General features: G+C 47.6%; 21 protein-coding genes, 1 tRNA gene and 2 pseudogenes. 17 read left to right on the top strand and 7 right to left on the bottom strand.

The genetic code is table 11. The annotated features are described in order from the left end of the window. Window positions 1-46: 46 nt before the first annotated feature. Window positions 47-292, top strand: a complete 246-nt coding sequence (locus EPIR_RS02015) for a hypothetical protein (protein WP_048696700.1) — start codon at window positions 47-49, stop codon at window positions 290-292. 176 nt (window positions 293-468) lie between these two features. After that, window positions 469-635: pseudogene (locus EPIR_RS17965) on the top strand (integrase core domain-containing protein); the annotation flags it as partial. A 113-nt stretch (window positions 636-748) separates the two neighbouring features. Here the strand turns inward: EPIR_RS17965 and mazF are convergent. The 3 genes from mazF to EPIR_RS19265 form a co-directional block, all read right to left on the bottom strand. Further along, a complete protein-coding gene (mazF, locus tag EPIR_RS02010; protein ID WP_023653620.1) occupies window positions 749-1,081 on the bottom strand; it encodes an endoribonuclease MazF in 333 nt (110 codons plus the stop codon). Continuing rightward, window positions 1,082-1,330, bottom strand: coding sequence for an AbrB/MazE/SpoVT family DNA-binding domain-containing protein (locus tag EPIR_RS02005; RefSeq protein WP_041691825.1), 249 nt, complete (start codon window positions 1,328-1,330; stop codon window positions 1,082-1,084). 99 nt (window positions 1,331-1,429) lie between these two features. Then, window positions 1,430-1,672, bottom strand: coding sequence for a transposase (locus EPIR_RS19265; protein WP_023653619.1), 243 nt, complete (start codon window positions 1,670-1,672; stop codon window positions 1,430-1,432). 380 nt (window positions 1,673-2,052) lie between these two features. On the opposite strand from EPIR_RS19265, the gene EPIR_RS01995 reads away from it, so the two are divergent. Then, on the top strand, window positions 2,053-3,621 hold the full coding sequence (locus tag EPIR_RS01995; protein WP_023653618.1) for a sensor domain-containing diguanylate cyclase: 1,569 nt from the start codon (window positions 2,053-2,055) through the stop codon (window positions 3,619-3,621). A 68-nt stretch (window positions 3,622-3,689) separates the two neighbouring features. Here the strand turns inward: EPIR_RS01995 and EPIR_RS01990 are convergent, their stop codons facing one another. Then, window positions 3,690-4,148, bottom strand: a complete 459-nt coding sequence (locus EPIR_RS01990) for a hypothetical protein (RefSeq protein WP_023653617.1) — start codon at window positions 4,146-4,148, stop codon at window positions 3,690-3,692. Next, window positions 4,141-5,019 carry a winged helix-turn-helix domain-containing protein gene (locus tag EPIR_RS01985; RefSeq protein WP_048696803.1) on the bottom strand — a complete coding sequence of 293 codons (879 nt, stop codon included), beginning with the start codon at window positions 5,017-5,019 and terminating at the stop codon, window positions 4,141-4,143. Before EPIR_RS01985 ends, EPIR_RS01990 begins: the two co-directional genes overlap by 8 nt. Window positions 5,020-5,453: 434 nt before the next feature. Here EPIR_RS01985 and EPIR_RS01980 point away from each other — a divergent pair, with 434 nt between their 5' ends. From EPIR_RS01980 to EPIR_RS01940, 10 genes and pseudogenes are all read left to right on the top strand, one after another. Further along, on the top strand, window positions 5,454-6,008 hold the full coding sequence (locus tag EPIR_RS01980) for a fimbrial protein (protein WP_023653615.1): 555 nt from the start codon (window positions 5,454-5,456) through the stop codon (window positions 6,006-6,008). 40 nt (window positions 6,009-6,048) lie between these two features. Further along, window positions 6,049-6,720 carry a fimbrial biogenesis chaperone gene (locus EPIR_RS01975; protein WP_023653614.1) on the top strand — a complete coding sequence of 224 codons (672 nt, stop codon included), beginning with the start codon at window positions 6,049-6,051 and terminating at the stop codon, window positions 6,718-6,720. An 18-nt stretch (window positions 6,721-6,738) separates the two neighbouring features. Beyond that, window positions 6,739-9,222 carry a fimbria/pilus outer membrane usher protein gene (locus EPIR_RS01970; protein WP_023653613.1) on the top strand — a complete coding sequence of 828 codons (2,484 nt, stop codon included), beginning with the start codon at window positions 6,739-6,741 and terminating at the stop codon, window positions 9,220-9,222. Between the two features lie 10 nt (window positions 9,223-9,232). Continuing rightward, on the top strand, window positions 9,233-10,522 hold the full coding sequence (locus EPIR_RS01965; RefSeq protein WP_023653612.1) for a fimbrial protein: 1,290 nt from the start codon (window positions 9,233-9,235) through the stop codon (window positions 10,520-10,522). Then, window positions 10,522-11,259, top strand: a complete 738-nt coding sequence (locus EPIR_RS01960) for a fimbrial biogenesis chaperone (RefSeq protein ID WP_023653611.1) — start codon at window positions 10,522-10,524, stop codon at window positions 11,257-11,259. The genes EPIR_RS01965 and EPIR_RS01960 overlap by 1 nt, the downstream gene beginning before the upstream one ends. A 105-nt stretch (window positions 11,260-11,364) precedes the next feature. Continuing rightward, a complete protein-coding gene (locus EPIR_RS01955) occupies window positions 11,365-11,637 on the top strand; it encodes a helix-turn-helix transcriptional regulator (protein ID WP_023653610.1) in 273 nt (90 codons plus the stop codon). Window positions 11,638-11,967: 330 nt separating this feature from the next. Next, window positions 11,968-12,078 (top strand): annotated as a pseudogene (locus tag EPIR_RS18650) (N-6 DNA methylase); the annotation flags it as partial. Between the two features lie 182 nt (window positions 12,079-12,260). Next, window positions 12,261-14,852 (top strand): type I restriction-modification system subunit M, encoded by a 2,592-nt coding sequence (locus EPIR_RS01950; RefSeq protein ID WP_023653608.1) that lies wholly within the window; start codon window positions 12,261-12,263, stop codon window positions 14,850-14,852. Between the two features lies 1 nt (window position 14,853). Beyond that, window positions 14,854-16,008, top strand: a complete 1,155-nt coding sequence (locus EPIR_RS17950) for a restriction endonuclease subunit S (RefSeq protein WP_023653607.1) — start codon at window positions 14,854-14,856, stop codon at window positions 16,006-16,008. Between the two features lie 14 nt (window positions 16,009-16,022). Next, complete coding sequence (locus tag EPIR_RS01940; RefSeq protein WP_048696697.1) at window positions 16,023-19,247, top strand: type I restriction endonuclease subunit R; 3,225 nt, start codon at window positions 16,023-16,025, stop codon at window positions 19,245-19,247. A 103-nt stretch (window positions 19,248-19,350) separates the two neighbouring features. Here the strand turns inward: EPIR_RS01940 and EPIR_RS01935 are convergent, their stop codons facing one another. Together EPIR_RS01935 and EPIR_RS01930 are read right to left on the bottom strand one after the other, a co-directional pair. Then, window positions 19,351-20,283, bottom strand: a complete 933-nt coding sequence (locus EPIR_RS01935) for a COG2958 family protein (protein WP_023653605.1) — start codon at window positions 20,281-20,283, stop codon at window positions 19,351-19,353. Window positions 20,284-20,503: 220 nt separating this feature from the next. Continuing rightward, a tRNA-Leu gene (locus EPIR_RS01930) sits at window positions 20,504-20,588 on the bottom strand. A gap of 349 nt (window positions 20,589-20,937) precedes the next feature. Between EPIR_RS01930 and EPIR_RS01925 the strand changes: the two genes are divergently transcribed. The 4 genes from EPIR_RS01925 (at window position 20,938) to EPIR_RS01910 (ending at window position 24,915) form a co-directional block, all read left to right on the top strand. Next, window positions 20,938-21,447 carry a YjjA family protein gene (locus EPIR_RS01925; protein ID WP_048696694.1) on the top strand — a complete coding sequence of 170 codons (510 nt, stop codon included), beginning with the start codon at window positions 20,938-20,940 and terminating at the stop codon, window positions 21,445-21,447. A gap of 165 nt (window positions 21,448-21,612) precedes the next feature. Next, window positions 21,613-23,112: a helicase HerA-like C-terminal domain-containing protein gene (locus EPIR_RS01920; protein WP_023653603.1), complete on the top strand. Its 1,500-nt coding sequence runs from the start codon at window positions 21,613-21,615 to the stop codon at window positions 23,110-23,112. Window positions 23,113-23,114: 2 nt separating this feature from the next. Continuing rightward, a complete protein-coding gene (locus EPIR_RS01915) occupies window positions 23,115-24,392 on the top strand; it encodes a DUF445 domain-containing protein (protein ID WP_023653602.1) in 1,278 nt (425 codons plus the stop codon). A gap of 331 nt (window positions 24,393-24,723) precedes the next feature. Continuing rightward, window positions 24,724-24,915, top strand: coding sequence for a hypothetical protein (locus EPIR_RS01910; RefSeq protein ID WP_023653601.1), 192 nt, complete (start codon window positions 24,724-24,726; stop codon window positions 24,913-24,915). Window positions 24,916-24,963 lie beyond the last annotated feature (48 nt).

Below are 24,963 nucleotides of genomic sequence, written 5' to 3'. Positions count from 1 at the left end.
GCAGATAATTTCTAAAGACTTTAACAATCGAAATGGATAATACTTTATGTGCGATTTACTCATCAACATCATAATGAGCCTTGTAACAGGCGGCTATATGGGGATTATAGTGTCAAAAGCTGTAGCTTTCTCTAACCTCAAAAAAGAGGCCCTACGTATTATACGAAAAATTGATACCTTGGGTCCGAACGGTACCATTTTTCATAAAACAGAAAATGTTGAGACGTTGGCTCTGTTGAGCTCTGAGCTAAGAGGATTACATCACCCTGATGCGGGAGATGCTGTCTTCTGAATATATACCAAAATTAGCAAGGAGATTATATCACCTTCAGAAGACTCGTCTATCAGAGACAAACTATTAGAAGAAGCTCAAATGAAAATCAGGACGCTTCCAGTCAACAAAAAGACCTTATTTAATCCCTTTAATTTCAGTCTTTGAGCTAATACTCCTCATTTTGAAGCCCCCACCTGCGTGATGAATGTCTGAACGTGCACAGGTTCCTGTCACTGAAGATGCTCAGGAGAAGATCGAGCACTGGCGGCAGGAATATAACCAGTACCGGCCACATACCTCGTTAAATAACCAGACTCCGGCAGAATTTGCCCGAAGCCTGCAAACAGGCGCGGATCTCTGATTTATCCTGGCACCGATATTGGGAGGAGATCACCTTTGAGAAAACTTATCTGGTGCATAAATTTTTTATGTACCAGATAAGTGTTGGCCAAGCAAAGCGCGGCAGGGATTTTCTCATCCAATTAGAGCCTTAGCCTTTGCTCTGATCTCAGCAAGTTCTTCAGGCGATACAGTGCCTTTTTTTGTTACTTTTCGCGCTCTCCAGTCAACACAGGTAACTTGATCGGCAAGAACAACACTTTCGCGGCTACCCGATAGTTCTACCTCAAATGGATAGCCTTTAGCTTTAGTGGTGCACGGAACGCAAAGCAGCAACCCTACGGGATTATTGTAAGAAAAAGGGCTAAGGACGACAGCAGGGCGATGGCCCCCCTGTTCGTGACCTTCTACGGGGTCAAAATCCAGCCAGATTAGATCACCAGAATTTGGTACGTAACGTGAAACCATTTAGATCAATTCCTTTCCAACTGGCGAACCAAAATCTATTTTTCCGTGAACGTTATCTGGTGTGATACCTGATAACAGTACATCCAGTGAATACTCTTTAGATTTCAATGGCACTAAAACAATTTGGCCAGCTTCATCAATTTTCAAATCGAGTTTATCTTCGACATTAAGTGCTGCTGCTTGCATTACGCTGGCTGGTATTCTGATCGATGGGCTATTGCCCCATTTTTTTAGCGTTACCGTTGTCATTAACATTTCCCCCCCCCACATTTGTAGATACATTGTAGATGATAAACAATGTATCTACAAGCATCCTCCTTCCTGCTAGACCGGGTTTTTAGCTAACTTTCAGTAGTGATGTTGATCTCCTCCAAATATCGGTACTGAACAAAGGGAAGAGATCACTTCCTGAACATCAGGCCAAAATCCTACGCCGGATACCGCTCCGCCAGTTGATTTCTTCCCTCGCCACGTATAGAACATAGCATCAGAAATACCCAGCTTGCGGCAGACATCCGGCACGGACGTCCCCTGCCCGGCCTGCTTCGGGGCAAAAACAATCTGCTCTTCAGTGAATTGTGGCTTTTTCATCGGCACCACCTCCGTTCAGGGGAGTGTTTATCATGGCGGAATTCTGTTTCTGAATGGAGCAGGATTTCTGGTCAGGGGCAATATGTTAGCGGAGTGATTCACTGCTGCCTGTAATATGGGGATTAAGTGAATTCTCAGCCTGAGATTAACAGCACGTCTAAAAGGAAGTCTGGCCCTGCTCTCAGGATGTTCTGTATAGAACGGTAATAAGATGACCCGTTGAAACGGTCAGCTGGATTTGTCGTCTGCAAATGGCTTCATACTATATTCGTATGAACAATAATTTTGATTTACTCATTGCTTAACCGCCCCTATCTTGTTAACTGTCAGTACCAACATTAATTCGGCAGCACAAATAACACGTTATTTAGGGACAACCCATGCTCAACAAGCCCTCACTGAAGAGTCTGCTGTGTCTGCACTCGGTATGCGGCATACTCCTTACAGCAATCCTGCTTTCCATAGTGACCGGCTTTGCGTTAAGGAACCTGACCGAACAACGTATCCTTGAATCCAACACTGCATATGCACGCAAGCTGGCCAACACTGCAGATAACATGTTCCGGACGGCCCAGAAGGAACTCGCTTTCAGCGCCGGACAGATAACCAGTTACAGAGATTTGCAGGCGTTGCAGTATGAAACCGACAGACTCCGTCTGCAGTCAGACATGTTCAGTTCCGTACTGGCCCTGTCACCCGAGGGGCGGATTGTGGCCGCTTCTCCATTAAATTTACTTCCGTCCGGTACTTCGCTCAGTGTAGCGCCCTGGCAGCTGCAGGCTGTAAAAAAAGGCCCCTTTGTTTCTGACCCTGTGACCCCCTATACGGGAAACTACCTCGTCTTTTTGTCGAACCCGGTACATTCGCCGTCAGGCGAATATCTGGGTTATCTGGCAGGCTCAATCTATCTGACAAAGAGCAGTATGCTGAGCCGTCTTCTGAACCAGCACTTCTACGCTGATAAGACGACTGTCAGCATTGTTTCTGATACCGGCGAAGTGGTTCACTCACCGGATAAGACTCTGACCGGGAAAAAAATCAACCTGAGTGCGGACCTCTCGGCGCAAATGAAAGAGAAAAAATATGGTGCGGTGAAAACCCTGTTGAATCAACAGGAATGCCTGCTGGGTTATTCGGACGTTGTGAAAACGAACTGGCATGTGTTCGTCTGCGTTTCATCCGACGTGACGACCGCAATACTCAACCGCATCGTCAGAGATGTGATCCTCTACGGGCTGGTGCTGGCGCTTCTGCTGGTCATTGCGAGTCTGTACATTTCCGCCAGGATTTCACAGCCACTCGAGAATCTGACCCGCTTGACGAGCTCAGGCACGGCCGGGCGGCTATCAGGAAAAGTGGATGAAATAAAAACCTGGTATCGAGAGGCTGACAGGCTAAAAAAAGCGTTTCAGGCTTATTCAAGAACCATCAATAAAACATTTTCTGTACTGCGCGATGATGCCCTGACGGATCACCTGACGAAACTGCACAACCGGCGGGGATTCGATCAACTCACTGCACCTTTTGTCGGGGGACAGGGTTCACACAGCCTGGCTCTGATTGATATCGACCACTTTAAACAGGTTAATGACCAGTTCGGACACGATACCGGGGACGAGGTACTGGTGGCTGTATCAGGTTTATTAAAAGAAGGATGCCGCACTCAGGACATCATCTGCCGGTTTGGTGGTGAAGAGTTTGTCATTTTGTTTCCAGACACAACGCTGACCGAAGCCGGAAGGGTTGTAAACCGTATCCGTGAAAACATTGCAAATGTGCAGTTCCCTACAGTGAAGCACATCACGATTTCAGCAGGCGTTTGTGAACTCGCTCAAGATGGCGATAACAGAGAAAAAGCGCTGGCTGTGGCAGACCAGCTTCTGTACAGGGCCAAGCATGAAGGCCGGAACCGGGTAGTGACCCCGGTACATTCGGTTCACTTACCCTGAGGGTACGTTTTTCTAGTCCGCATCATCCGAACGCAGATTACGCGTGTGATTAGCCGGCAGCATAGCCGTTAATTGCTTCTCTCACAGATAAAAAGCGGTGTATTTTCACTATAAAAAACCCAGGCATCTTTACCATAGGGCCTGATCTTGAGTACCAGCGGCATATTGTTCTCTGTAAAAAATTCGGGTAGCCATTTCTTCTGATCGGAAAGGCTCATCGTCATCTGAGGGGAATCAATGACCAGCTCAGACCTGAAGTAGTAAAAAAAACTATTCTGTAAGTATGAAAATGAAACCGTCTTACTCAGATAAGCTTTTGTTTTATCTTTCTCATATAAAATTCCAGACATTGAAAGAACGCCCTTTCCGCCATGAAGGGTTTGCGTAGTGAGTAAATCCAGCCGGTCCTGCTTCCAGTGATAGGCCACATCGGATTTACATGAAATGGTGTCCCCCCCGTTCCTGATGAATGGCGTAAATAAATAAATAGCAATGCAAAAGATAATCAGTAGAGTAATTTTAATCATTATTCAGGTTCTTCACATAGTAGTGTGAACGGCAGTTTGTTCTGGTATGTCCACTCAACGGACGCTCGCAATCAAAGTAGGAAAGACTGTCTGCATGTTTGAATGCGGTAAGATAGACATAAGATGTTGTACTACATTTTATTTTCATCTCATCAACCAGTTTCTTTACCTCATCCTTTCTCAGCCACCCATCCGCATTATTGAATATGATACAGCCTTTGTAGTTGGTACTGTAAATAAACACAGCATCATTGTAATTCAGTCCGGATCTGATATAAAAAAAAGACGAAAACAAAAGTGCAAAAACAAGCATAAAGGTTACGGCCATCCTTTTTTTTGACTTAAGAAAGGCTGGAAAAAATTGACATTCAGTCAAAGCAGAATATAAAAAATTCTTGTTTCCAGAATCAGATTCTTGCTTATTCTGTTCTGTTCTCATCCTTTCATCTGGGGGGCTATGGTCTGGTATTTCATTGCCACCCGCGGAGAGAGTATTAGCTCTCTCCGACTCAGTGCTGACGGGTGTGAAGGAAGAAAGGCTTTCTCTCTGAATGGTTGTCTGTGGAGAAAGGAGAAAACCCTTACGTGGCATGGTCCGGATGATATCCTCCTGAAGACCGGCTTTATTTAGTGCGCGTCTCAGCGCCGAGATATTCTGGTAAAGGGTCGTTGAAGCAGGTTCCGTACCAAACCGACGCCATACATAGTCATAAAACTGTTGATGTGTGACAAGTAGCCCTACATTTTCAATGAGTAGTTCCAGACACAGTGATGCGGATGCGCTGATAACCGCCGGGTTCCCCCTGCCGGTGATTCTTTTTTTATCCGGTTCAAAAATCAGAAAATTGTTAAGAGTGATTTTTCTGCTCAAGGCATTTTCCACCAGTAAATTAAGCAATAATAATCCCGCATAAAACTTGTGCCTAACGAGCGGGAAAGGTCTTCTGGAAGCAGAAGATCGTAAATACGAAAATTACTCAAATTGAGTAATATAATTATAGCACATCTTTTTAGTGCAGGTTTACATTTGCATTCCACATAAATCACCATAAAAAACCATTTAACTTATTGATTTATAACAATATAACTTTGAACATAAAATTCATATGAATTTAAACAAATTTAGTGAAATTCAAAGGTGTGATCGTCTCCCTTCTCACATAAAATGTTTTCGCTGGCTTTGTTATTTCGATGAGATAAGTATTTTAGCTCTATTTACAATGCTGATAACTATATCTCTTGATCCATTTACTCAGGCATCAGTCAGCATATTTATTAACAAATAAAATTCAAAGGATTACTGGTATGTTCAAAAAGACCTTATTAACCGGGTTCGTTTCCCTGACCGTATTATCTGCCAACAGTGTATATGCAGCACAGCAAAACAATATTCGCTTCAAGGGCGAAGTGTCCGCCCAAACGTGTAATGTCAGCATCAACGATTCAACTTCATCGGCACCTGTTGTCTTGCTGCAGACGGCAAAACTCAGCGAGCTTTCGACCACGGGAAATACGTCTACCCCCACGACTTTCAGCATGAAGCTGACAGGATGTACCGATCCTAAAACAGCTGATCAGGACATTAAAATGCATTTTGCGTCATCTAATGTTGATGCTTCCGGTAACCTGAAAAACATTGCCACTTCCTCCCCGGCAAGTAACGTCGCAATTCAGTTACTGGATCCGGATAATAATGTCATTGATTTAAAGTCAGGCGAAGCGTTTGCTAAAGCATTCTCGCTCAAAACGGGTGAAACCAGCGGAGAAGCACAGTATACCGCGCGGTATATTGCTACCGGTGGGGCTGCAACAGCCGGTAAAGTTGAAGCGACCGTTCAGTACTCTATCAGTTATCTTTAAAAACTGCGCCCCGCGATTTCTCGCGGGGCTGGAATAAATTATGAAATTTGTGACTTTTCTGAAATTATTTTCAGTTTACTTCTTTTTAATCAGTGGCGTAACGCATGCGGCTGTGGTCATGAACGCTTCGCGTATTGTGATGGAGGATACCACTGAGAAAACTATTATATTTGATAACACCAGTGAAAATCCGTTTATTGTTCAGGTTGAGGCAGATAATAAAGAAAAGCCTGATTTTATTGCCCTGCCGCCTGTTTTCAAAATTAAAGAGAAAGGCGGGCAGACGGTAAAAGTTAAACTATTGTCCAGTCAACTTCCTCTGGATAAAGAGTCGCTCTTTTATCTGAATTTCACTCAGATTCCGGGCGTGCGGAAAGATGAAAATGGCGATGACCGGCTGAATATCATCATACGGAGTCGGCTAAAAATTATCTACCGACCGGCTTCCGTCAATGCTTTTTCTGCAAAAGATGAAAATAAAATTTCATACCGGTTGCAGAGTGGAGCCTTAGTGATTAGCAACAAATCGCCGAATATTCTCTCCATTAGAGACATCAGCAATGGGAAGCGGGTTTTGGCGGAAAAAGTGACGTTGTTGCCTGGTGAAAATTATTCCACAGTCCTCAAAGACAATCATCTCAGTGGTCCGCTCAATGCGGTAATAATTAATGATTATGGCACGCCAGTAAATTTCCTGATTACAGATAAATGACGTGATATTTTTACAAAAATGAAAATAAGTATTTATTCCCTGCTTCTTTCCTTCTGCACTTTGTCTGTTTATGCGGAAGAATATGAATTCAGCCCCGCCATGCTCAGAGCAGGCGGCCTGAGCGATATTTCCGCATTATCAGGAGACGACACATTTTATAAACCGGGTGAATATGACGTTTCTGTTTACGTGAACAATAAATTATTTTCAAAAAAGACGCTGACTTTTGAACGGAAAGGCAAGACGTTAACGCCGTTATTTACAGGTAATTTTATCAACAGCTTACCGCTTAAAAAAAAGCCACAAGCCCTTGGTGATGACAGAAAATACGTTCTGGAAGCCGTTCTGCCGGAAGTAAAGACTGCGCCCGATCTTTCCTCTCTGCGGGTAAACATTACCGTGCCTCAGTCTCTGCTGGTACACCGTCCGGATGATTATATTCCGTCGAGTGAGTTTGAGGCAGGCAGTACCGCCTTATTTTCGAATTATACGGTAAACCAGTATGAGTCACACAGCCCCTATGCAGGCGGGTTAAGCTCGACCTACCTTGGGCTCAGCAGTGGCTTTAACGCAGGAAAGTGGCAGTTCCGGCAGCAGGGGAATTTCAACCGTAACCGCTTCGGATCCAGATGGCACTCCTCACGCCTGTACGTCAGTCGGGGCTTACCGTCGCTGCGAAGTGAGCTGTCGCTGGGTCAGCTTAGCTCGGACTCTGATGCCTTCAGCGGACTCAGTTTCAGAGGTGTAGGACTCAAGACGGATAACCGTGTGTTACCCCCTTCCATGGTTCAGTATGCGCCGACGGTGCAAGGTACGGCGAGAACCAACGCGAAAGTCGAAGTCTTTCAGAAAAAATACAAAATTTATGAGACTACTGTTCCACCGGGTAGCTTCAGAATTGATGACCTGGCACCGGCTTTCTACGGTGGAGACCTCAGTGTCAGGGTGACGGAAAGTGACGGCAGCCTCATTGAGTATTCAGTGCCCTACTCTACACTGCCGGGTTCCGTCCGCCCCGGACGCCTGGACTATAGCTTTTCTGCCGGCGAAATCAGCGATTACAGCCGCGACAACCAGTTTTCTGAGCTTTCCGTCAAGTATGGCGTTTCTAATTCGGTAACGGCAAACAGCGGGGTACGTATCGGCAGCGGCTATCAGGCGGCCAGCGGCGGGCTCATCTATTCTTCGTCGCTCGGTGCATTCGGCACTTCTGCAACCTGGTCCAATGCCAGACTCAGAAATGGCAGCGTCGCGCAGGGCGGGATGGTGAATACCCAGTACAGTAAAACGCTGGATTCGCTCGGTACCACCATCAGTTTTGCCGGCTACCGATATTCCACCAGGGGCTACCGGGATCTTCAGGACATCGTTGCCCTGAACAACTCGGACACCCCGCTGTCGTCGGTGGAGGGTGGAACGTACATGCAGAAAAACCGCCTTCAGGTCAATCTCAGTCAGCCGCTGGGTTCACTGGGCAGCATTTATGTTTCCGGCTCCTCGCAAAACTACTATGACGGACGAAACAAGGACACCTCTTATCAGGCGGGATACAACACGGCACTGCCTTACGGCATTCACATGGATTTCAGTATTTCCAGACAGTACCGCACCCGGATATCAGACGCGCGGAGATGGGGAGTACCTGACGAAAACCGGCACAAGGAATATTACAAAGACACCCAGTTTGCGCTGAATTTTTCCGTGCCTCTCGGACGTGATACCCGTAATACAGCACTGTCTGCGTCATACATCAGCAGCAACAGTGAACACAGCTACCAGACCTCGCTCTCCGGCAGCGCAGGTAAAGACAACACTACCCAGTGGGGTGTGAATTACAGTCGGGACAGCTCGGGGAGCAGTTCGGGTCTAAACTTGGCCACCATTCTGCCCAAAGTCAACGTGAGTGGAACGGTCTCAAAATCTCCGGGAAGCTGGCAGGCATCCGGTTCGATGAGCGGTGCCGTCGCATTGCACAGCGGCGGGCTCACCCTGGGGCATACCGTGAGTAACACGTTTGCCATTGTGGAAGCAAAAGGAGCAGAAGGCGCCACTTTACTCAACGGGCAGAACATCAAAATCGACAGTTCTGGTTACGCCATCATTCCTTCGCTGATGCCCTACAGACGTAACAACATCAACCTTGATGCGCCGGAAGGGGAGTCTGCGAATGTCGATATTATTGACAGCCAGCGCGTTGTGACGCCATACGCGGGTTCCGTCAACCGGGTGGTCTTCAGAACGCGCCAGGGCATACCCGTCATGATGCAGCTCAGGCGGGGGGATGGCAGCTATGTCCCCCTGGGTTCAGATATTTTGGATTCCGGTGGTAATAACGTTGCCACGGTAAGCCAGGCCGGTAATACCTACCTGCGGCTGGAAAACCGTCAGGCACTGACTGCCCGCTGGGGCAGTGCGCCCGATGAACAGTGCACCATCCGGTATACGCCTGTGGATATTAATTCCACGAAAGCGCTGAATTATATTACCGCAGTCTGCCAATAAGGCCTTAAACATGAAAAAGTATGCAGTCTTTATTTCCCTGGTGATCACGACGTTCTGTACATCGTCAGCCTTCGCCAAATGCCAGCCTGTCTATAAAGCCAAACAGGGCGATGACACAGAAGGCGGCGTGCCTCTGACTTTTGGTTCAATAAAACTTCAACCCACTGAGTTTATGCCAACCGGCCTGATAGGCTCTACTACTTCCAGAGTAGGGCAGGCTCAATCCTTCCCTGAAGGAGAAAATCAGCTGTTATATACCTGTGATCTTGCCGACCAGGGACAGACCTATGAGTATTTTGCCACCAATGGCGACAGTAACGTGGGTGGCAACGTCAGCGCGGGGGATGGCGTCTATCAGACCTATTTTCCTTTCACTGGCATCAAACTCATCCGTGACAGTGACGGTAAGGTGTTCTCAAGATACTGGCAGCATTCACCCATAAACGGGCACCTGGAAGGTAACAAGCTTAATTTTTATGCCCGTGACTTCAGCGGTGTGACGGCAGAAATTTACCGCTTACCTTCCACAATAAGGGGAGGCGATCCTATTGCGAAATATGGGTGTAATGGCCCTGCGGATGATACCGCCAGCGGTATTGCTTACACCTGTCACCAGCCCAACGGCTATACGGTTTTTGTCGGACCGGGCTGGAACGACGACCAGGATATCACGGTCCCTGGCGCCGACAGTAACAATCACTGGGGAGGATTCAGTAACTGGAACTGGATTGGCTTTGGTATGCAGTACTCTTCGGCAAACACGTTCACACAAACGTCCTGGGGATGTCGCGTCTACAACTACACCAACCCTGTCATTTTACCGCCAGTCACTATTGCTGAATTAAAGTCTGATTTTGAAACAACAGGTAAGAACTTTACTGTAACTTACCGGTGTGGTGGCGCGCTCATTAATAGCTTTATCAACCAGAATGCAGGTGTTGGACCTGATAAAATATCGGTCGCATTCAGCACTGACAATCCTATTCCCGGGAACGGCGTTTCGTGGTCGCGTTACGCGTTATCGGATAATTACGGACAGGATGGATATGCGTCTAACGTCGGCATAGGTTTATCTGTTGCCGGTAAGGCGGTTGGATTTATAACCAATGCGTATACTAATGATTATCAAACAGGCTGGTTTTCGCTGCTCGACGGGGAAACCTCGCGTTCTCAAAACACCCCTTCTCAGGTGGATATCACATCTCAGTATTTCGCATTCTACGGCATCGTTGACACCACTAAACCTGTCACCCCCGGGAAAATTGATGCGACGGCGCATATTATTGTGAGGTACTGGTGATGAGATATTTTTTACACTGGGTCAGTTTTATCTTTTTGTTTAATTCGCTGGAGCTTCAGGCAACGGTTATGCCGTTGCAGGACAGGGTGCTGTTCAACAGCACAGACAGCAACAGGCGCCTGCTCATCGTCAACAACGACAGTCATGCGCCGGTGTTACTTCAGAGCTGGGTTGATGACGGAAGTGCCGGCGATATTAATAAAGAAAAAAATTACCCTTTTGCTGTTATTCCGGCAGTTGCCAGGATGACACCGGGTAAAATTTTGAATCTGAAGATACTGCCCACGGAAAAAATGCTTGATTTGCCCCGTGACCGTGAGTCCGTATTCTGGATAAATCTTTATGAAATTTCGGGCGTCAAAAGGTCTCAGCAGGCGAAAAATGCCAATAAAATAGAGGTCGGATTAAACACCCAGCTGAAAATTATCTACCGGCCTTTTAAAAGCAGCATGGACATTAACAGTATTGGCGGAGCCATAAAAATCCGCTTTACCGACAACGGTCATTCACTCGAGCTGAGTAATCCTACGCCATATTACGTGACGCCTGTTTCAGTAAAAGTGAAGTTATTGGCTGGAGAAAAGTCACTAAAGCTGGGTATGGACAGAATGATCGCTCCTTTTGGCAATAAAAGCTTTGGTTTACCGGAGGTAATGAACAGCCAAAATCTGACCGTTAAATACACGCTGGTAGATGACACCGGAAAAGAGGCAGTTTTTACTAAACCCCTGAATTAGCTTTTATTTTATATAAGCTATTTTCAGACTGGCAGAATAACGTTGCCGACAACTTTTTATGACATTATTTAATCCGTTTTAAGCAATGAAGGAGCTGTTACGTTTATGGATAATACCCAACGCTTTCTGTCATTCAATGAGAATGAAGTCGCTGTCACCTGGTTCTTTATGACCGGCATGACGCTGAAGCAGATAGCCGAATGGTCAGGGCTGAATGAGAAAGCCGTCAGTTATTACAAAAGGAGGATGATGAGAAAAATCGGAGTCAAAAACAATAATGAATTTATTATGTGGTTTCTGGAAAATAGATTGATTTATCAGGACAGCTCAAAGAAATTAAGTATTCTGCGCCGAAGTGCTCCTGACTCCCGAAATTGATCTCTTCCCTTTGTTCAGTACCGGCGTAAAGTGGGTTTCCGGCCTTTCTTTCCCTGAAAAAATGAGATCATCCGGCATGAATAAGACGCGTTATACCGAAGAGCAGATCGCTTTTTCCCTGAAGCAGGTAGAAACGCGAGGCGGGCGAATACCTGCTGGCGGCGTACCGCATCGGAGTTAGCAGGGGATGCCGGCTGATTGCCGCCCGCACTCCACGCTGAATTATCAGACGCCATCTGAATTTGCGGCGGGTTGGAGAAAGGCTCATTCTGATAGTGAAGGATCTGACATTACTTACTGACGTCGTATCTAATCCTGGGGGCAGGTCAACGGGTATATGACCCGGCAATCGGTTCCGGCGGATTCTTCGTTTTCAGCGACCGCTTCATTAGAGAACACGCGGGCGAGAAAAATTACAACGCCGCCGAACAGAGGCGCAGTCCATAGCAATTTCGAATCTGTCTCAGATAAAGATGGCTATCTTGGTAGGAGTCGAGACTGCAAACTACTCACTGTCACAGACTCGTAAAGCCTTGCCGCTGGCAAGACGCTCTTATCAAACGTACAATCAAAACTCTAAAATAGCCCTTTTCAAAAAAGAATTGCTTTTAACAGGACTTATAGTGAATAAACAACAGCTTGCGGCAAAAATCTGGGAATCTGCCAACCAGATGCGCTCTAAGATTGAAGCCAACGAATACAAAGATTACATACTCGGATTTATCTTCTACAAGTACCTAAGCGACCAGCTGGTGCAGTTTGTCACCAGACAGGGTATGACGCCCGAAGACATCAAAGCCCTCAATGAAGAAGACGCCGACACCGTTAAATACGTGCAAGACAACCTGGGCTACTTTATTGCCTACAATAACCTGTTTTCTACATGGGTTGATCCAACATCCGAATTTGATGAATCTAACGTGCGTGATGCGCTCTCTGCCTTTAGCCGTTTGATTTCGCCAACGTACAAAAAACTATTTGAAGGCATTTTTGCCACCTTAGAAACAGGTTTAAGCAAACTGGGTGAAAGTGCTGGCAAACGCACCAAAGCCATCAGCGACTTACTGCACCTGATCAAAAGCATCCCTATGAATGGCAATCAAGGGTATGACGTATTGGGCTACATTTACGAATACCTGATTGAAAAATTTGCCGCCAATGCGGGTAAAAAAGCCGGTGAGTTTTACACACCTCATGAAGTCTCGGTACTGATGTCGAACATCATCGCCCATGAGTTAAAACACAAAGATACCATCAAAATTTACGACCCTACCTCCGGCTCTGGCTCGTTGCTGATCAATATCGGTGAGGCGTTCGAGAAATACGCTAAAAACAAAGACAGCATCACCTATTTCGCGCAAGAGTTAAAAGCCAATACCTACAACCTGACTCGTATGAACCTCATCATGCGCGGTATTAAAGCCAGCAATATCAAAACCCGTAATGCCGATACCCTTGAAGATGATTGGCCCTACTTTGATGAAAGCGATCCACAAGGATCCTATTACGCGTTGCATGTCGATGCCGTGGTGTCCAATCCACCATACTCACAAAGCTGGGACCCCAGCTTTAAAGGCAACGATCCACGCTATTCACGTTTTGGTTTGGCACCGAAAACCAAAGCCGATTTTGCTTTTTTGCTTCACGACCTCTATCACCTCAAGCCTGATGGCATTATGACCATTGTCCTGCCTCATGGTGTCTTGTTCCGTGGAGGTGAAGAAGGTGAAATTCGCAAGCAACTCATTGAGCAAAATCATATTGATACCATTATCGGTTTACCGGCCAATATCTTTTTTGGCACCGGTATCCCCACCGTGATTTTGGTGCTCAAGCAAAAACGCCAAAACACCGATGTATTGGTGGTCGATGCCTCCAGGCATTTTATGAAGGAAGGTAAAAACAACAAACTGCAAGCCAGTGATATCAAACGCATTACTGATGTAGTAATTGACCGCGAAAGTATCGACAAATTCTCGCAACTGGTGAGCAAACAAACACTGCGCGACAACGGTTACAACCTTAATATCCCGCGCTATGTGGATTCCTCTGCGGCAGCACAAAGCTGGGATTTGCACGCTACCATGTTGGGTGGCATCCCCAACAGCGAAATTGCCGAGCTGCACCATTACTGGCAAGCCTTCCCGCAATTGCACGGTACTCTGTTTACGCCAAAATCTGCCGCATACAGTGATCTGGCCATTGTCAAAAAAGACGTTAATGCCAGCATCAGTGGGCACCCGCAGGTGTTAGCGTTTATCAGCGCCTATAACCAAGCCTTTCATGGCTTTGATCACCAGCTAAACACCCAGCTAATACAAAACTGGCAAAGCATCAAGCGTAACCAACAAGAGGCGGTATTAAGTGCCGAGCTATTTACTCGCTTAGCCCCCATTGCCTTAATCGACAAATACAAGGCTTATCAATTTCTGAATAACCAATGGCAACTTATCAGCGCTGATTTAGAAATGATGCAAACTGAAGGCTTCGCCGCTGCCAGACAAGTTGACCCCAATATTGTCATCAAGAAAAAAAATGGCCAGGACACTGAGGTACAAGACGGCTGGAAAGGCCATATCCTGCCCTTTGAGTTAGTGCAAAAAACTGACTTAGGTGATGACTTACAGGCCCTGGCTGCTCAAGAAACCCGCCTGTCAGAAATCGCCAGCACGCTGGAAGAAATCTTAGAATCCCTGAGCGAAGAAGAAAAAGAACAGGATACGGTCAAAGAAAGCAAAGACGGTTTTGCCAATGCTGAAGTCAGCAAAGCCGCCAAATCCTTCTTAAAAGAACAAAAAGACAGCAAAGTTAAATTCTCAGAAGAAAGCTATGAAGCCAAAATCATTCGCGCAAGCAAATTAATTGATGAAGAAAAAACCCTGAAAAAAACGGTTAAAGATGCCGCCACTGCTCTGCACTTAAAAACGAAAAAAACTATCGAAGCCTTAACCGATGAACAGGTGAACAACCTGCTGCACCTTAAATGGATTGCGCCGTTAAGCACCGAACTCACTGCTATGCCAAGCGCAGTGATCACCCAGCTCACCAGCCAAGTGCAAGCTCTTGCTGATAAATACGCCGTGACTTATTCACAGGTGGCCAATGATATTAAAACTACCGAGCAAGAGCTGGCGGAGATGATGGCTGAACTTACGGGTAATGAGTTTGATATGCAGGGCTTGACTGAACTCACCAGCTTACTGAAGGGTGAATAAGATGAGTATGGAGAAGAAGGAGCCAGAGATTCGGTTTAAAGGGTTTACTGGGGAGTGGGAGGAGAGAGAGTTTTCAGGTATCGCCTCCAGAGTATCAACACATCATCAAAGTACATGCCTACCTTGTGTTGAATACGAAGATATAGTTGCAGGGAAAGGTAGATTCAATAAGGATATTCATCAGAAAAAAACCTTTAAAGCCGGCTTAAAATTTGAAGCTGATGATGTTTTATTTGGGAAATTGCGACCCTATTTGAAAAACTGGTTTCTAGCTGACTTTGAAGGGCTCGCAGTTGGAGATTTTTGGGTGTTACGTGCCGACAATGTTGCAAGTACTTTTTTGTTTTATTTAATTCAAACCAATGAGTTTGAGTTGATTTCAAACCTTTCAGCAGGCTCGAAAATGCCTCGCTCTGATTGGGGACTGGTGTCCTCCTCTTGCTTTTTTGTTCCTAACAATATTTCTGAAAGCAATGAAATAGGCGACTACTTTCAAAAACTAGACACGCTAATCAACCAACACCAACAAAAGCATGACAAGCTCAGCAGCATTAAAAAATCCATGCTGGAAAAGATGTTCCCCAAGCCAGGCGAAACCATTCCAGAAATCCGCTTTAACGGGTTTAGTGGGGAATGGGAGGAGAAAGCTATTTGCCAACTGTTTACAGTCACTCGCGGGAATGTATTGTCGACAACTAAAACAAACCCTTCACCAACTCCTGATAAGCGCTATCCAGTATATTCATCACAAACAAAAAATAATGGGTTGATGGGCTTTTATGACAAATACTTATTCGAAAATGCGATTACATGGACAACGGACGGTGCAAATGCTGGGACTGTTAATTTTAGGGACGGTAAATTTTATAGTACGAATGTAAATGGTGTTCTCTTATCAGATGAAGGTTATGCCAACAAAGCTATAGCGGAGATATTAAACAAAGAAGCTTGGAGGCACGTTTCACATGTCGGGAATCCTAAGCTAATGAACAACGTTATGAGTGCTATAAAAATAACAATTCCCAACTCATTTGAAGAACAAACCCAAATCGGCAACTACTTCCAAAAACTCGATAACCTGATCAATCAGCACCAACAACAAATCACCAAACTCAATAACATTAAGCAAGCCTGCTTAAGCAAAATGTTTGTCTAACAGGGAGCGCCATCATGATTACCTTTAAAACCGAAGCGCAATTTGAGCAGGCCTTTATCGAAGTACTGACCCATAAGGGTTGGGAAACAGAGATACTCAAAAACAAAACTGAAGCGGATTTACTGCAAAATTGGGCTTCCATTTTATTTGAAAATAATCGCCAGCGGGATCGCTTAAACGATGTGCCGTTAACCGATACGGAAATGCAGCAAATTATTGAGCAAATCAAAGAACTTAAAACCCCGCTCAAGCTCAACGGTTTAATCAACGGTAAAACCGTGGCGATTAAGCGCGATAACCCAGCCGATACCTTGCATCTGGGCAAAGAGGTCAGCTTAAAAATATACGATCGCCAGGAAATTGCTGCCGGCCAAAGTCGTTACCAAATTGTGCAACAGCCTAAATTTGAACGCGGCAGCCCTTTGCGTAACGACAGACGCGGTGATGTGCTGCTACTGATTAACGGTATGCCGGTGATCCATGTAGAGCTAAAGCGCAGCGGCATTCCGGTTAGCCAATCCGTAAACCAAATTGAAAAGTACAGCAAAGAGGGGGTATTTAGCGGCCTGTTTTCGCTCATCCAGGTGTTTGTGGCCATGGAGCCAAACGAGGCCAAATACTTTGCTAACCCCGGGCTAGATGGCAAATTTAACCCTGACTATCAATTTAACTGGGCCGATTTTAATAACGAACCCATGAACCACTGGAAAGATATCGCCTCTACCTTGCTTTCAATCCCTATGGCGCACCAGTTGATTGGCTTTTATACCGTTGCCGACGATACCGACGGCGTGCTTAAGGTAATGCGCAGTTATCAGTATTACGCCGCCAATGCGATATCTGACAAAGTGGCCAAAACTAACTGGCAACAACTGGGTAGCGCGGCCAATAATCCCGATCGCCTTGGGGGTTATGTGTGGCATACCACGGGTTCGGGTAAAACCATGACCAGCTTTAAATCGGCGCAGTTGATCGCACAATCCAAAGATGCCGATAAAGTAATTTTTTTAATGGACAGGATTGAGCTGGGCACCCAGTCGCTCGCGGAATACCGCAATTTTGCTGGCGATGGCGAAGACGTTCAAGCTACCGAAAATACTCACGTACTTATTACCAAATTAAAAAGTACCGCTCCTGCCGATACCTTGATCGTTAGCTCCATCCAAAAAATGAGTAATGTTTTTGAAGCGGTAGACGATGAAGGCACGGCCACAAACTCTGCGGATATTGAAAAAATTCGCGCTAAACGTTTGGTATTTATTATCGATGAGGCGCACCGCTCTACCTTTGGCGATATGCTGATTATTATTAAACGTACCTTTCCGCGCGCCTTGTTTTTTGGCTTTACCGGTACACCGATTCAAGAAGAAAACGAAAAAAACGGCAATACCACCAGTACCGTATTTGGCAACGAACTACACCGCTATAGCATTGCAGACGGCATACGCGATGGCAACGTACTCGGTTTTGACCCTTACAAAGTGCCCACGTTTAGAGACAGTGATCTAAGACAAGCTGTGGCATTAGAACAAGCTAAGGCCAACTCTGTGATAGAGGCCATGGATAACCCGGCCAAAAAGAAAAAATTTAACCACTTTATGAAAGATGTACCTATGGCTGGCCATAAAGATGCCACGGGCAAATACCACAAAGGCATTGAAGACTATGTGCCTAAAAGCCAATATTTAAGTGAAATTCACCAAGCCAAGGTGGTGGAAGATATTCTGCATAAATGGGATGTACTCAGCCAGGGCAATAAATTCCACGCCATTTTGGCCACTAGCAGTATTGCCGAAGCCATTGACTATTACCGTCATTTAAAAGCTGCCAAACCTGAACTTAAAGTATCCGCCCTGTTTGACCCGAACATTGATAACGACGGCAGTGGCGACCGTGGGCCCACCTTTAAAGGCGATGGCCTGGACGAAATTATGGCCGACTATAACGCGCGTTATGGCCAGGATTTTGATTTTGCCCGCCATGCAGCCTTCAAAAAAGATTTAGCGGCACGCCTTGCCCATAAAAAGCCCTACGAGCGCATTCGTACCGAGCCTTCAAAGCAATTAGATTTACTGATTGTTGTCGATCAAATGCTTACTGGCTTTGACTCAAAATGGCTCAATACCTTGTATTTAGACAAGGTGATTAGATACCAAAACATTATTCAAGCATTCTCACGCACCAATCGTTTATTTGGCCCCGACAAACCCCACGGCATCATCCGTTATTACCGCTATCCACACACCATGGAGCAGCACATTAACGATGCGGTAAAACTCTATTCCGGCGACAGACCTATCGGTTTATTTGTTGATAGATTGGAAAGCAATCTTAAAGCCATGAATGAATTAGTGGCAAACATTACCGAACTCTTTATTAGTGCTGGCGTTGAGAATTTTGAAAAACTGCCTGACGATATAGAAAACTGTGCTCAATTCGCCAAATTATTTAATACCTTTAGCCAGCACCTGGAAGCGGCTAAAGTACAAGGTTTGCATTGGGAGCAGTCGGTCTATTCCTTTATTGAAAATGATGTAGAACATGAGGTAAAGCTGGTCATAGACGAACAAATTTACCTGAGCCTGGCCCTGCGTTACAAAGAGTTAGTAGCCAAAGGCGATCGTGATGGCGCAGGTGGCGACGATGTGCCTTTTGATATCAGTGGCTATTTAACTGAAATAGACACCGGCAAAATCGATGCTGACTATATGAACAGCCGCTTTGATAAATACCTAAAAGAGCTGAACAAACCCCAAGACTCTGCGAGCATTGAAACCACATTAAATGAGCTGCACAAGTCATTTGCATCGCTCACCCAAAGCGAGCAAAAGTACGCCAAACTCTTCCTGCACGACTTGCAGCGCGGCGATGCGCAGTTAATCGAAGGCCATACTTTTAGAGACTACATCAACACCTACAAAGATAATGCTGAAAATGTGCAATTAAACGCAGTTGTTAATGCTCTTGGTTTAGATAAAAAACGACTAATCGCATTCATGACTGATAGTGTTAATGCGAAAAACCTCAACGAATTTGGTCGCTTCGACGCATTAAAAGAATCGGTAGACAAGGCAAAAGCCAGGATCTATTTTGAAAAACAAGACGGCGTAACCATACCTCTATTTAAGCTGAATATTCGCATTGACCAGTTTTTAAAACAGTTTATTTTTACACAAACGGATGATTTCTCAAGTGACAAAGACGTTGTTGGTGTAATGGACGTCCCGCCCTCAGCGTAAGTCCTGCCAAACTTATTTTGGTGAGCGTGTCCTCGCTCACCTTGATTACATTTACTATTTCACTGGTTCGCTATCATCTTTCTGATTGCAATATTGGACCAACTTATCTATTCCATAGCGCTTTATGTATTTTTCCTGTTTGGTGATAATCAGAAACCAAATCAATAAAATCCTTATAATCCTTGTTCTCTATTACCAAACGGTTGACGGATTGCCAGTCAATGCTGGTTCGCTCTCGCGCCGGAATGAGAGTCTGGCTATTACCTGGATCTTGCGGGTTAAGCAGGATCACACCGATACCATGTAATGCACACAGCATTTGCAGCTCTCTTTCAACGCCACGCTGCTTATCTTCATTGATTTCGGTCGCGACCAGATAGCCAAAGTGGGCCCAACTTGAATTGCTCACTGCCTGGAAGAAACATTCTCGGACATTGCTACGGTTAAGTTGGCGTTTTACTTCAAACGACCACAGGCGGGTTAAACGCCCTTCGCTATACCGGACGCAGTTTTGCACAACACTATCCCAGCATTTATCGAGAGGCTGCAATGCAACAATATCAGGATAAAGCCAGTGGTTTGCTCCAAGGCCTTTGTTATTGCTTGAACGCTTTTCATCGATACGGCGGCAAAGCAATTCTTCTTCTTCTGAAAGATATTCAATCAAAAGCGGGTAAAGGGCATGCTCAGAAAAACTTACCGTCTCAGCAGATGGAGTCGGAGCGATATCAAAAGATGACTCCTGTTGCGTGCCATTATCACTTTCTTTACCCCAATAAAATAGCCTGGGCCTCGGCTTGTCACGCGTCATAACCTGAGGACACATTGCTTTTGCCTGAACGGTTCTACTCCCACCGACTTCAGCAGCTATTTGACTCAAGAAATCTTCATTGCTGGAAAAACGAGGGTTTTGACGCTTGTCTGCAAGCTCTGCACCATAGCGATCGATGATCTTTTGCGCAAGCTGGCGAGCGGTGAATTGTTCATCAGGATTAGCCTGAAGAACATTAATAATCATCTGCGGGCGACTAGTCATGGCTCCTGCCTTAGATATAACAGTAAGAATACTACTTTCTCACAGGCTAAATCTCTGAACGCTGCTTTTAAGAGGGGACAGTGTAAAACGCCCTATCGCTCAAACCAAGCTTACAATAAGAGATTTCTGACATTGAACAACAGATGATATTTGAAAGGAGAGTAACTGCTGGATTTCAGGCATAAAAAAAGACCTCCATCGAGGTCCATTTACATACTTATGGTGCCGAAGGCCGGAATCGAACCGGCACGCCTTGCGGCGGTTGATTTTGAATCAACTGCGTCTACCGATTTCGCCACTTCGGCACTGAAGGGTATGCGGAAAACGTTGTGGATTATACCGTTACCCCCTGTTTACGCAACCTTATTCGCGTCTTGCGTTTACTGAACGATGAAAAAATACCCACAGGGCCGCCATCGTCCAGCGTCATCGACCTTGCGAAGAGGCGTCATTTCCAATATTGACGACCTTTTCCGCTGAGTTGTTCAAGACTTTCATTCACTTCTTTTGCGGAATTTTCTTAAACCATGCACCATAATTGAAGCCTGACTGTGGTACAGGGAACTCATCGGTTATCCGGCAGTCCGAACAGGTATTCAACGGCGCGGTGCCAGAGTGGAAGCCGCGCGTAACATCACGCTCAAGGATATAATGATGAAAGCAGCAACCAAGATGATTCTGGCATTGTCCATTTCCGGCGCGCTTTTTAGTGGTGCAACGAACGCGGCTAACTGGCAGGATCAGCTTAGCTCCGCTGCCAACGCGCTGGGTCAGAACGCCAATAGCAGCGGCACCTCGGCCACCGGCACCCAGAGCGGTACATCTCTTGCCTCGCTGGCCGGGCTGCTCAACGGCGGTAATCAATCACTGAGCTCTAACAGCATGAGCAATGCGGCCGGCGTGCTGCAATACTGCGTGAAGAACAATATTGTCGACAACAATGTGTCATCGGTAAAAGAACAGCTGCTTGGCAAGCTGGGGCTGGCGGATACGCAAAAACAGCAGCAAAGCACTGACTACAAGCAGGGGCTGATGGGGCTGTTGAACACCGGAAATAATCAGCAGGTTAACCTGAAATCGCTGGGCGATACTGAAATGGGTAAAAAGGTAAAAACCAAAGCCTGCGATCTGGTGCTGAAGCAGGGCAAGAAGTTCATCGCTTAATGTCTCTCAAAGGCGGTGAGGCTGTCCCCTCCCCGCCTCCTTCCCAGGCCACCTTGTGTGGCCTTTTTATCGCGCTTCAGGCCGGGCTGGCGGAGCTAGTGATAACGTTGCCTGCTATGCTTACAATAAGCCTCACCCGAACTGCAACCAAATGGATATTTGAAGATGACCGAGCCGCTGCTGATTGCACAAACCCCTGAACACTCACTGCATCTGCTGCCTGCGATGGCTAACCGCCACGGGCTGATTACCGGGGCTACCGGTACCGGCAAGACCGTGACGTTACAAAAGCTGGCGGAAAGTTTTTCCAACATCGGCGTACCGGTGTTTATGGCCGATGTGAAAGGCGACCTGACCGGCGTTGCCGAAGAGGGCGTGGCGTCTGAAAAGTTGCTCGCCAGGCTGGCTAAGAATGGCGTCAAAGACTGGAAAGTTCAGGCCAATCCGGTGGTGCTGTGGGATATTTTCGGCGAACGCGGTCATCCGGTTCGTGCCACGGTCTCCGACCTCGGGCCGCTGCTGCTGGCGCGTCTGCTTAACCTTAATGAAGTACAAAGCGGCGTGCTGCAAATTATCTTCCGCGTGGCGGACGATCGGGGCCTGCTGCTGCTCGATTTTAAAGACCTGCGTGCCACCACCCAGTATATCGGCGAAAATGCAAAATCCTTCCAGAACCAGTACGGCAATATCAGCAGCGCCTCGGTGGGTGCCATTCAGCGCGGCCTGCTGGCGCTGGAACAGCAGGGAGCCGAGTACTTCTTTGGTGAGCCAATGCTGGATATCAAAGACTGGATGCGTACCGACGCCAACGGCAAAGGGATCATCAATATCCTCGCCGCCGAAAAGCTTTATCAGATGCCTAAGCTGTACGCCACCAGCCTGTTGTGGCTGCTGTCCGAACTGTATGAGCAGCTGCCGGAAGCGGGCGATCTGGATAAGCCAAAGCTGGTGTTCTTCTTTGATGAGGCGCATTTACTGTTTGCGGATGCTCCGGCGGTGCTGCTGGATAAGATAGAACAGGTGATCCGCCTTATCCGTTCAAAAGGTGTCGGCGTTTATTTTGTCTCGCAGAACCCGGCGGATATCCCGGATGCGGTGCTCGGCCAGCTTGGCAACCGCGTGCAACATGCGTTACGTGCCTTTACGCCTAAGGATCAAAAGGCGGTGAAAGTGGCAGCGCAAACCATGCGCGCCAACCCGGCATTTGATACCGTCAGCGCGATTCAGGAGCTGGCAACCGGCGAAGCGCTGGTGTCATTCCTTGATGAAAAGGGCAGCCCGTCGATGGTGCAGCGCGCCTCGGTGATTGCCCCCGGTTCGCGTATGGGGCCGGTCAGCGATGACGAGCGCAACGGGCTAATCAATCACTCGCCGCTATCGGGAAAATACGAGGAGGCGGTTGACCGCGAGTCGGCTTACGAACGTTTGCAGCAGGGCGTACAGGCCGCCAGCGAACAGGCCGGGGCTCCGGCGGCAAAAGGCGATGCGGCGCTGGATAGCGGACTTCTCGGCAGCCTGAAGGATATTCTTTTTGGCAGCACCGGGCCGCGCGGTGGCAAGCGCGATGGCGTAGTGCAAAAAATGGCGAGTAGTGCTGCCAGACAAATTGGTCAGCAGATTGTTCGTGGCATTCTCGGCAGCATTATGGGTGGCCGTAAAAAGTAATTATGGATAAAGAAACGGAACTACGGCAGGCAAAACGTCTGCCGTTATTGCTCTTGGGGATGGCCGCGCTGTTGTTTATCTTCACCGTGCTCTGGCCGCTGTACGCACCGCCGAATCTCTGGGTGTCCGGGCTGAAAGCGGTGGCGGAAGCGTCAATGGTCGGTGCTCTGGCGGACTGGTTCGCCGTCAGCGCACTGTTTCGGCATGTGCCGATCCCGCTGGCGGCGCGTCATACGGCGATTATCCCGAACAACAAAGATCGTATCGCCGATAATCTCGCGCTGTTCGTGCAGGATAAGTTCCTCAACAGCGAGTCTCTGCTGGCACTGATCCGCCGTCACGATCCGGCTCGGCTGATCGCCCGCTGGCTGAGCGCACAGGAAAATGCCGCCCGGCTGAGCGGCTATCTGCTGAAGATGATGCGTGGTTTTCTTGATCTTGCTGACGACCAGCGCATTCAGAACCTGATGCGGCGCGCCATCCACCGGGCGATCGACAAGGTCGATCTCAGCCAGTCGATGGCGGTGATCCTCGAAAGCATGACGAAAAATAACCGTCATCAGCAGCTGCTGGACGATGCGCTGGCGCAGGTGCTGCAACTGGTTAATAAACCCGCCACCCACGAGTTTATCGCGCATCAGGTGGTGCGCTGGCTGAAACGTGAACATCCCCTGAAAGAGAAAATGCTACCCACCGAGTGGCTGGGGGAGAAAAGCGCCGCGCTGGCGGCTGATGCGGTGCAGTCAATCCTGAACGATATTGAAAAGGATGACAGCCACCAGCTACGCCAGGGTTTTAATCGTGCGATGCAGCGATTGATCGAACGCCTGCGTAATGACCCGGAGATGCAGACGAAAGCCGAAGAGATCAAAACGTATCTCAAGCAGGATGAGGCGCTGAATGGTTATATCAGCCAGCTTTGGGGCGATCTGCGCGGCTGGCTGAAAGAGGATCTTAACCGCGAGGACTCGCTGCTGCATGCGAAGGTAAGCGCTGCCGGACAGTGGTTCGGCGATACGCTGATGCAGGATGAGTCGCTGCGCGCTTCCCTGAATCAGCATATGGAAGAGGCCGCGAGCAGCGTGGCGCCGGAGTTCTCGGCATTCCTGAGCCGCCATATCAGCGATACGGTGAAAAGCTGGGATGCCGAAGAGATGTCACATCAGGTTGAGCTGAATATCGGCAAGGAATTGCAGTATATCCGCATCAGCGGCACGCTGGTGGGGGCGACAATCGGGTTGATTCTCTATCTGCTGTCGCTGCTGCCACTGGTGCTGTAATCGGCTGGCAACCTGTTTCTCCGCACGCGCCATAGCGCTAAAACCGATTTAACCTTGGATTTTTTAAACTGACCGGTGTTTTGCTTTAGCTTTATCAAGATGTTCATCTGGCCTTTAACCCTGTACTGGCCCTTAACCTGGCCTTTAACCTTCAGGCGGCGTTAAGCAGCGCCGAAGCCCGGCTGATTTCCAGCATGAGCCGACAGGACGTCGGCGAAAGGGCGTGCCGAGACAGGATGTCGATTCACGACCGATGCGGCCGGAAAGCGGGCGGGCTGAGGGCACCCACGCAGTGGGCGCTGCGCCAGCCGCAAGCCCGGGGTGAAGGGGTGTGGGCGACTGCACACCCCTTCCCGACCGCCTGCAAGGCGGCCGGAACGCCCTGGAACTTGAACTTGATCTGAATTTGACCTGGCTGTTGACCTTTGACTTGGCCTTTGACCTTCAGGCGGCGTTAAGCAGCGCCGAAGTCCGGCTGATTTCCAGCATGAGCCGGCAGGACGTCGGCGAAAGGGCGTGCTGAGACAGGATGTCGATTCACGACCGGTGCGGCGGGGAAACAGGCGGGGGG

The sequence above is a fragment of the Erwinia piriflorinigrans CFBP 5888 genome (genome assembly GCF_001050515.1).
Classification (GTDB): Bacteria; Pseudomonadota; Gammaproteobacteria; order Enterobacterales; family Enterobacteriaceae; genus Erwinia; species Erwinia piriflorinigrans.
The sequence above is the reverse complement of the archived record's forward strand: the minus strand, read 5'-3'. Positions and strand labels throughout refer to the sequence as shown.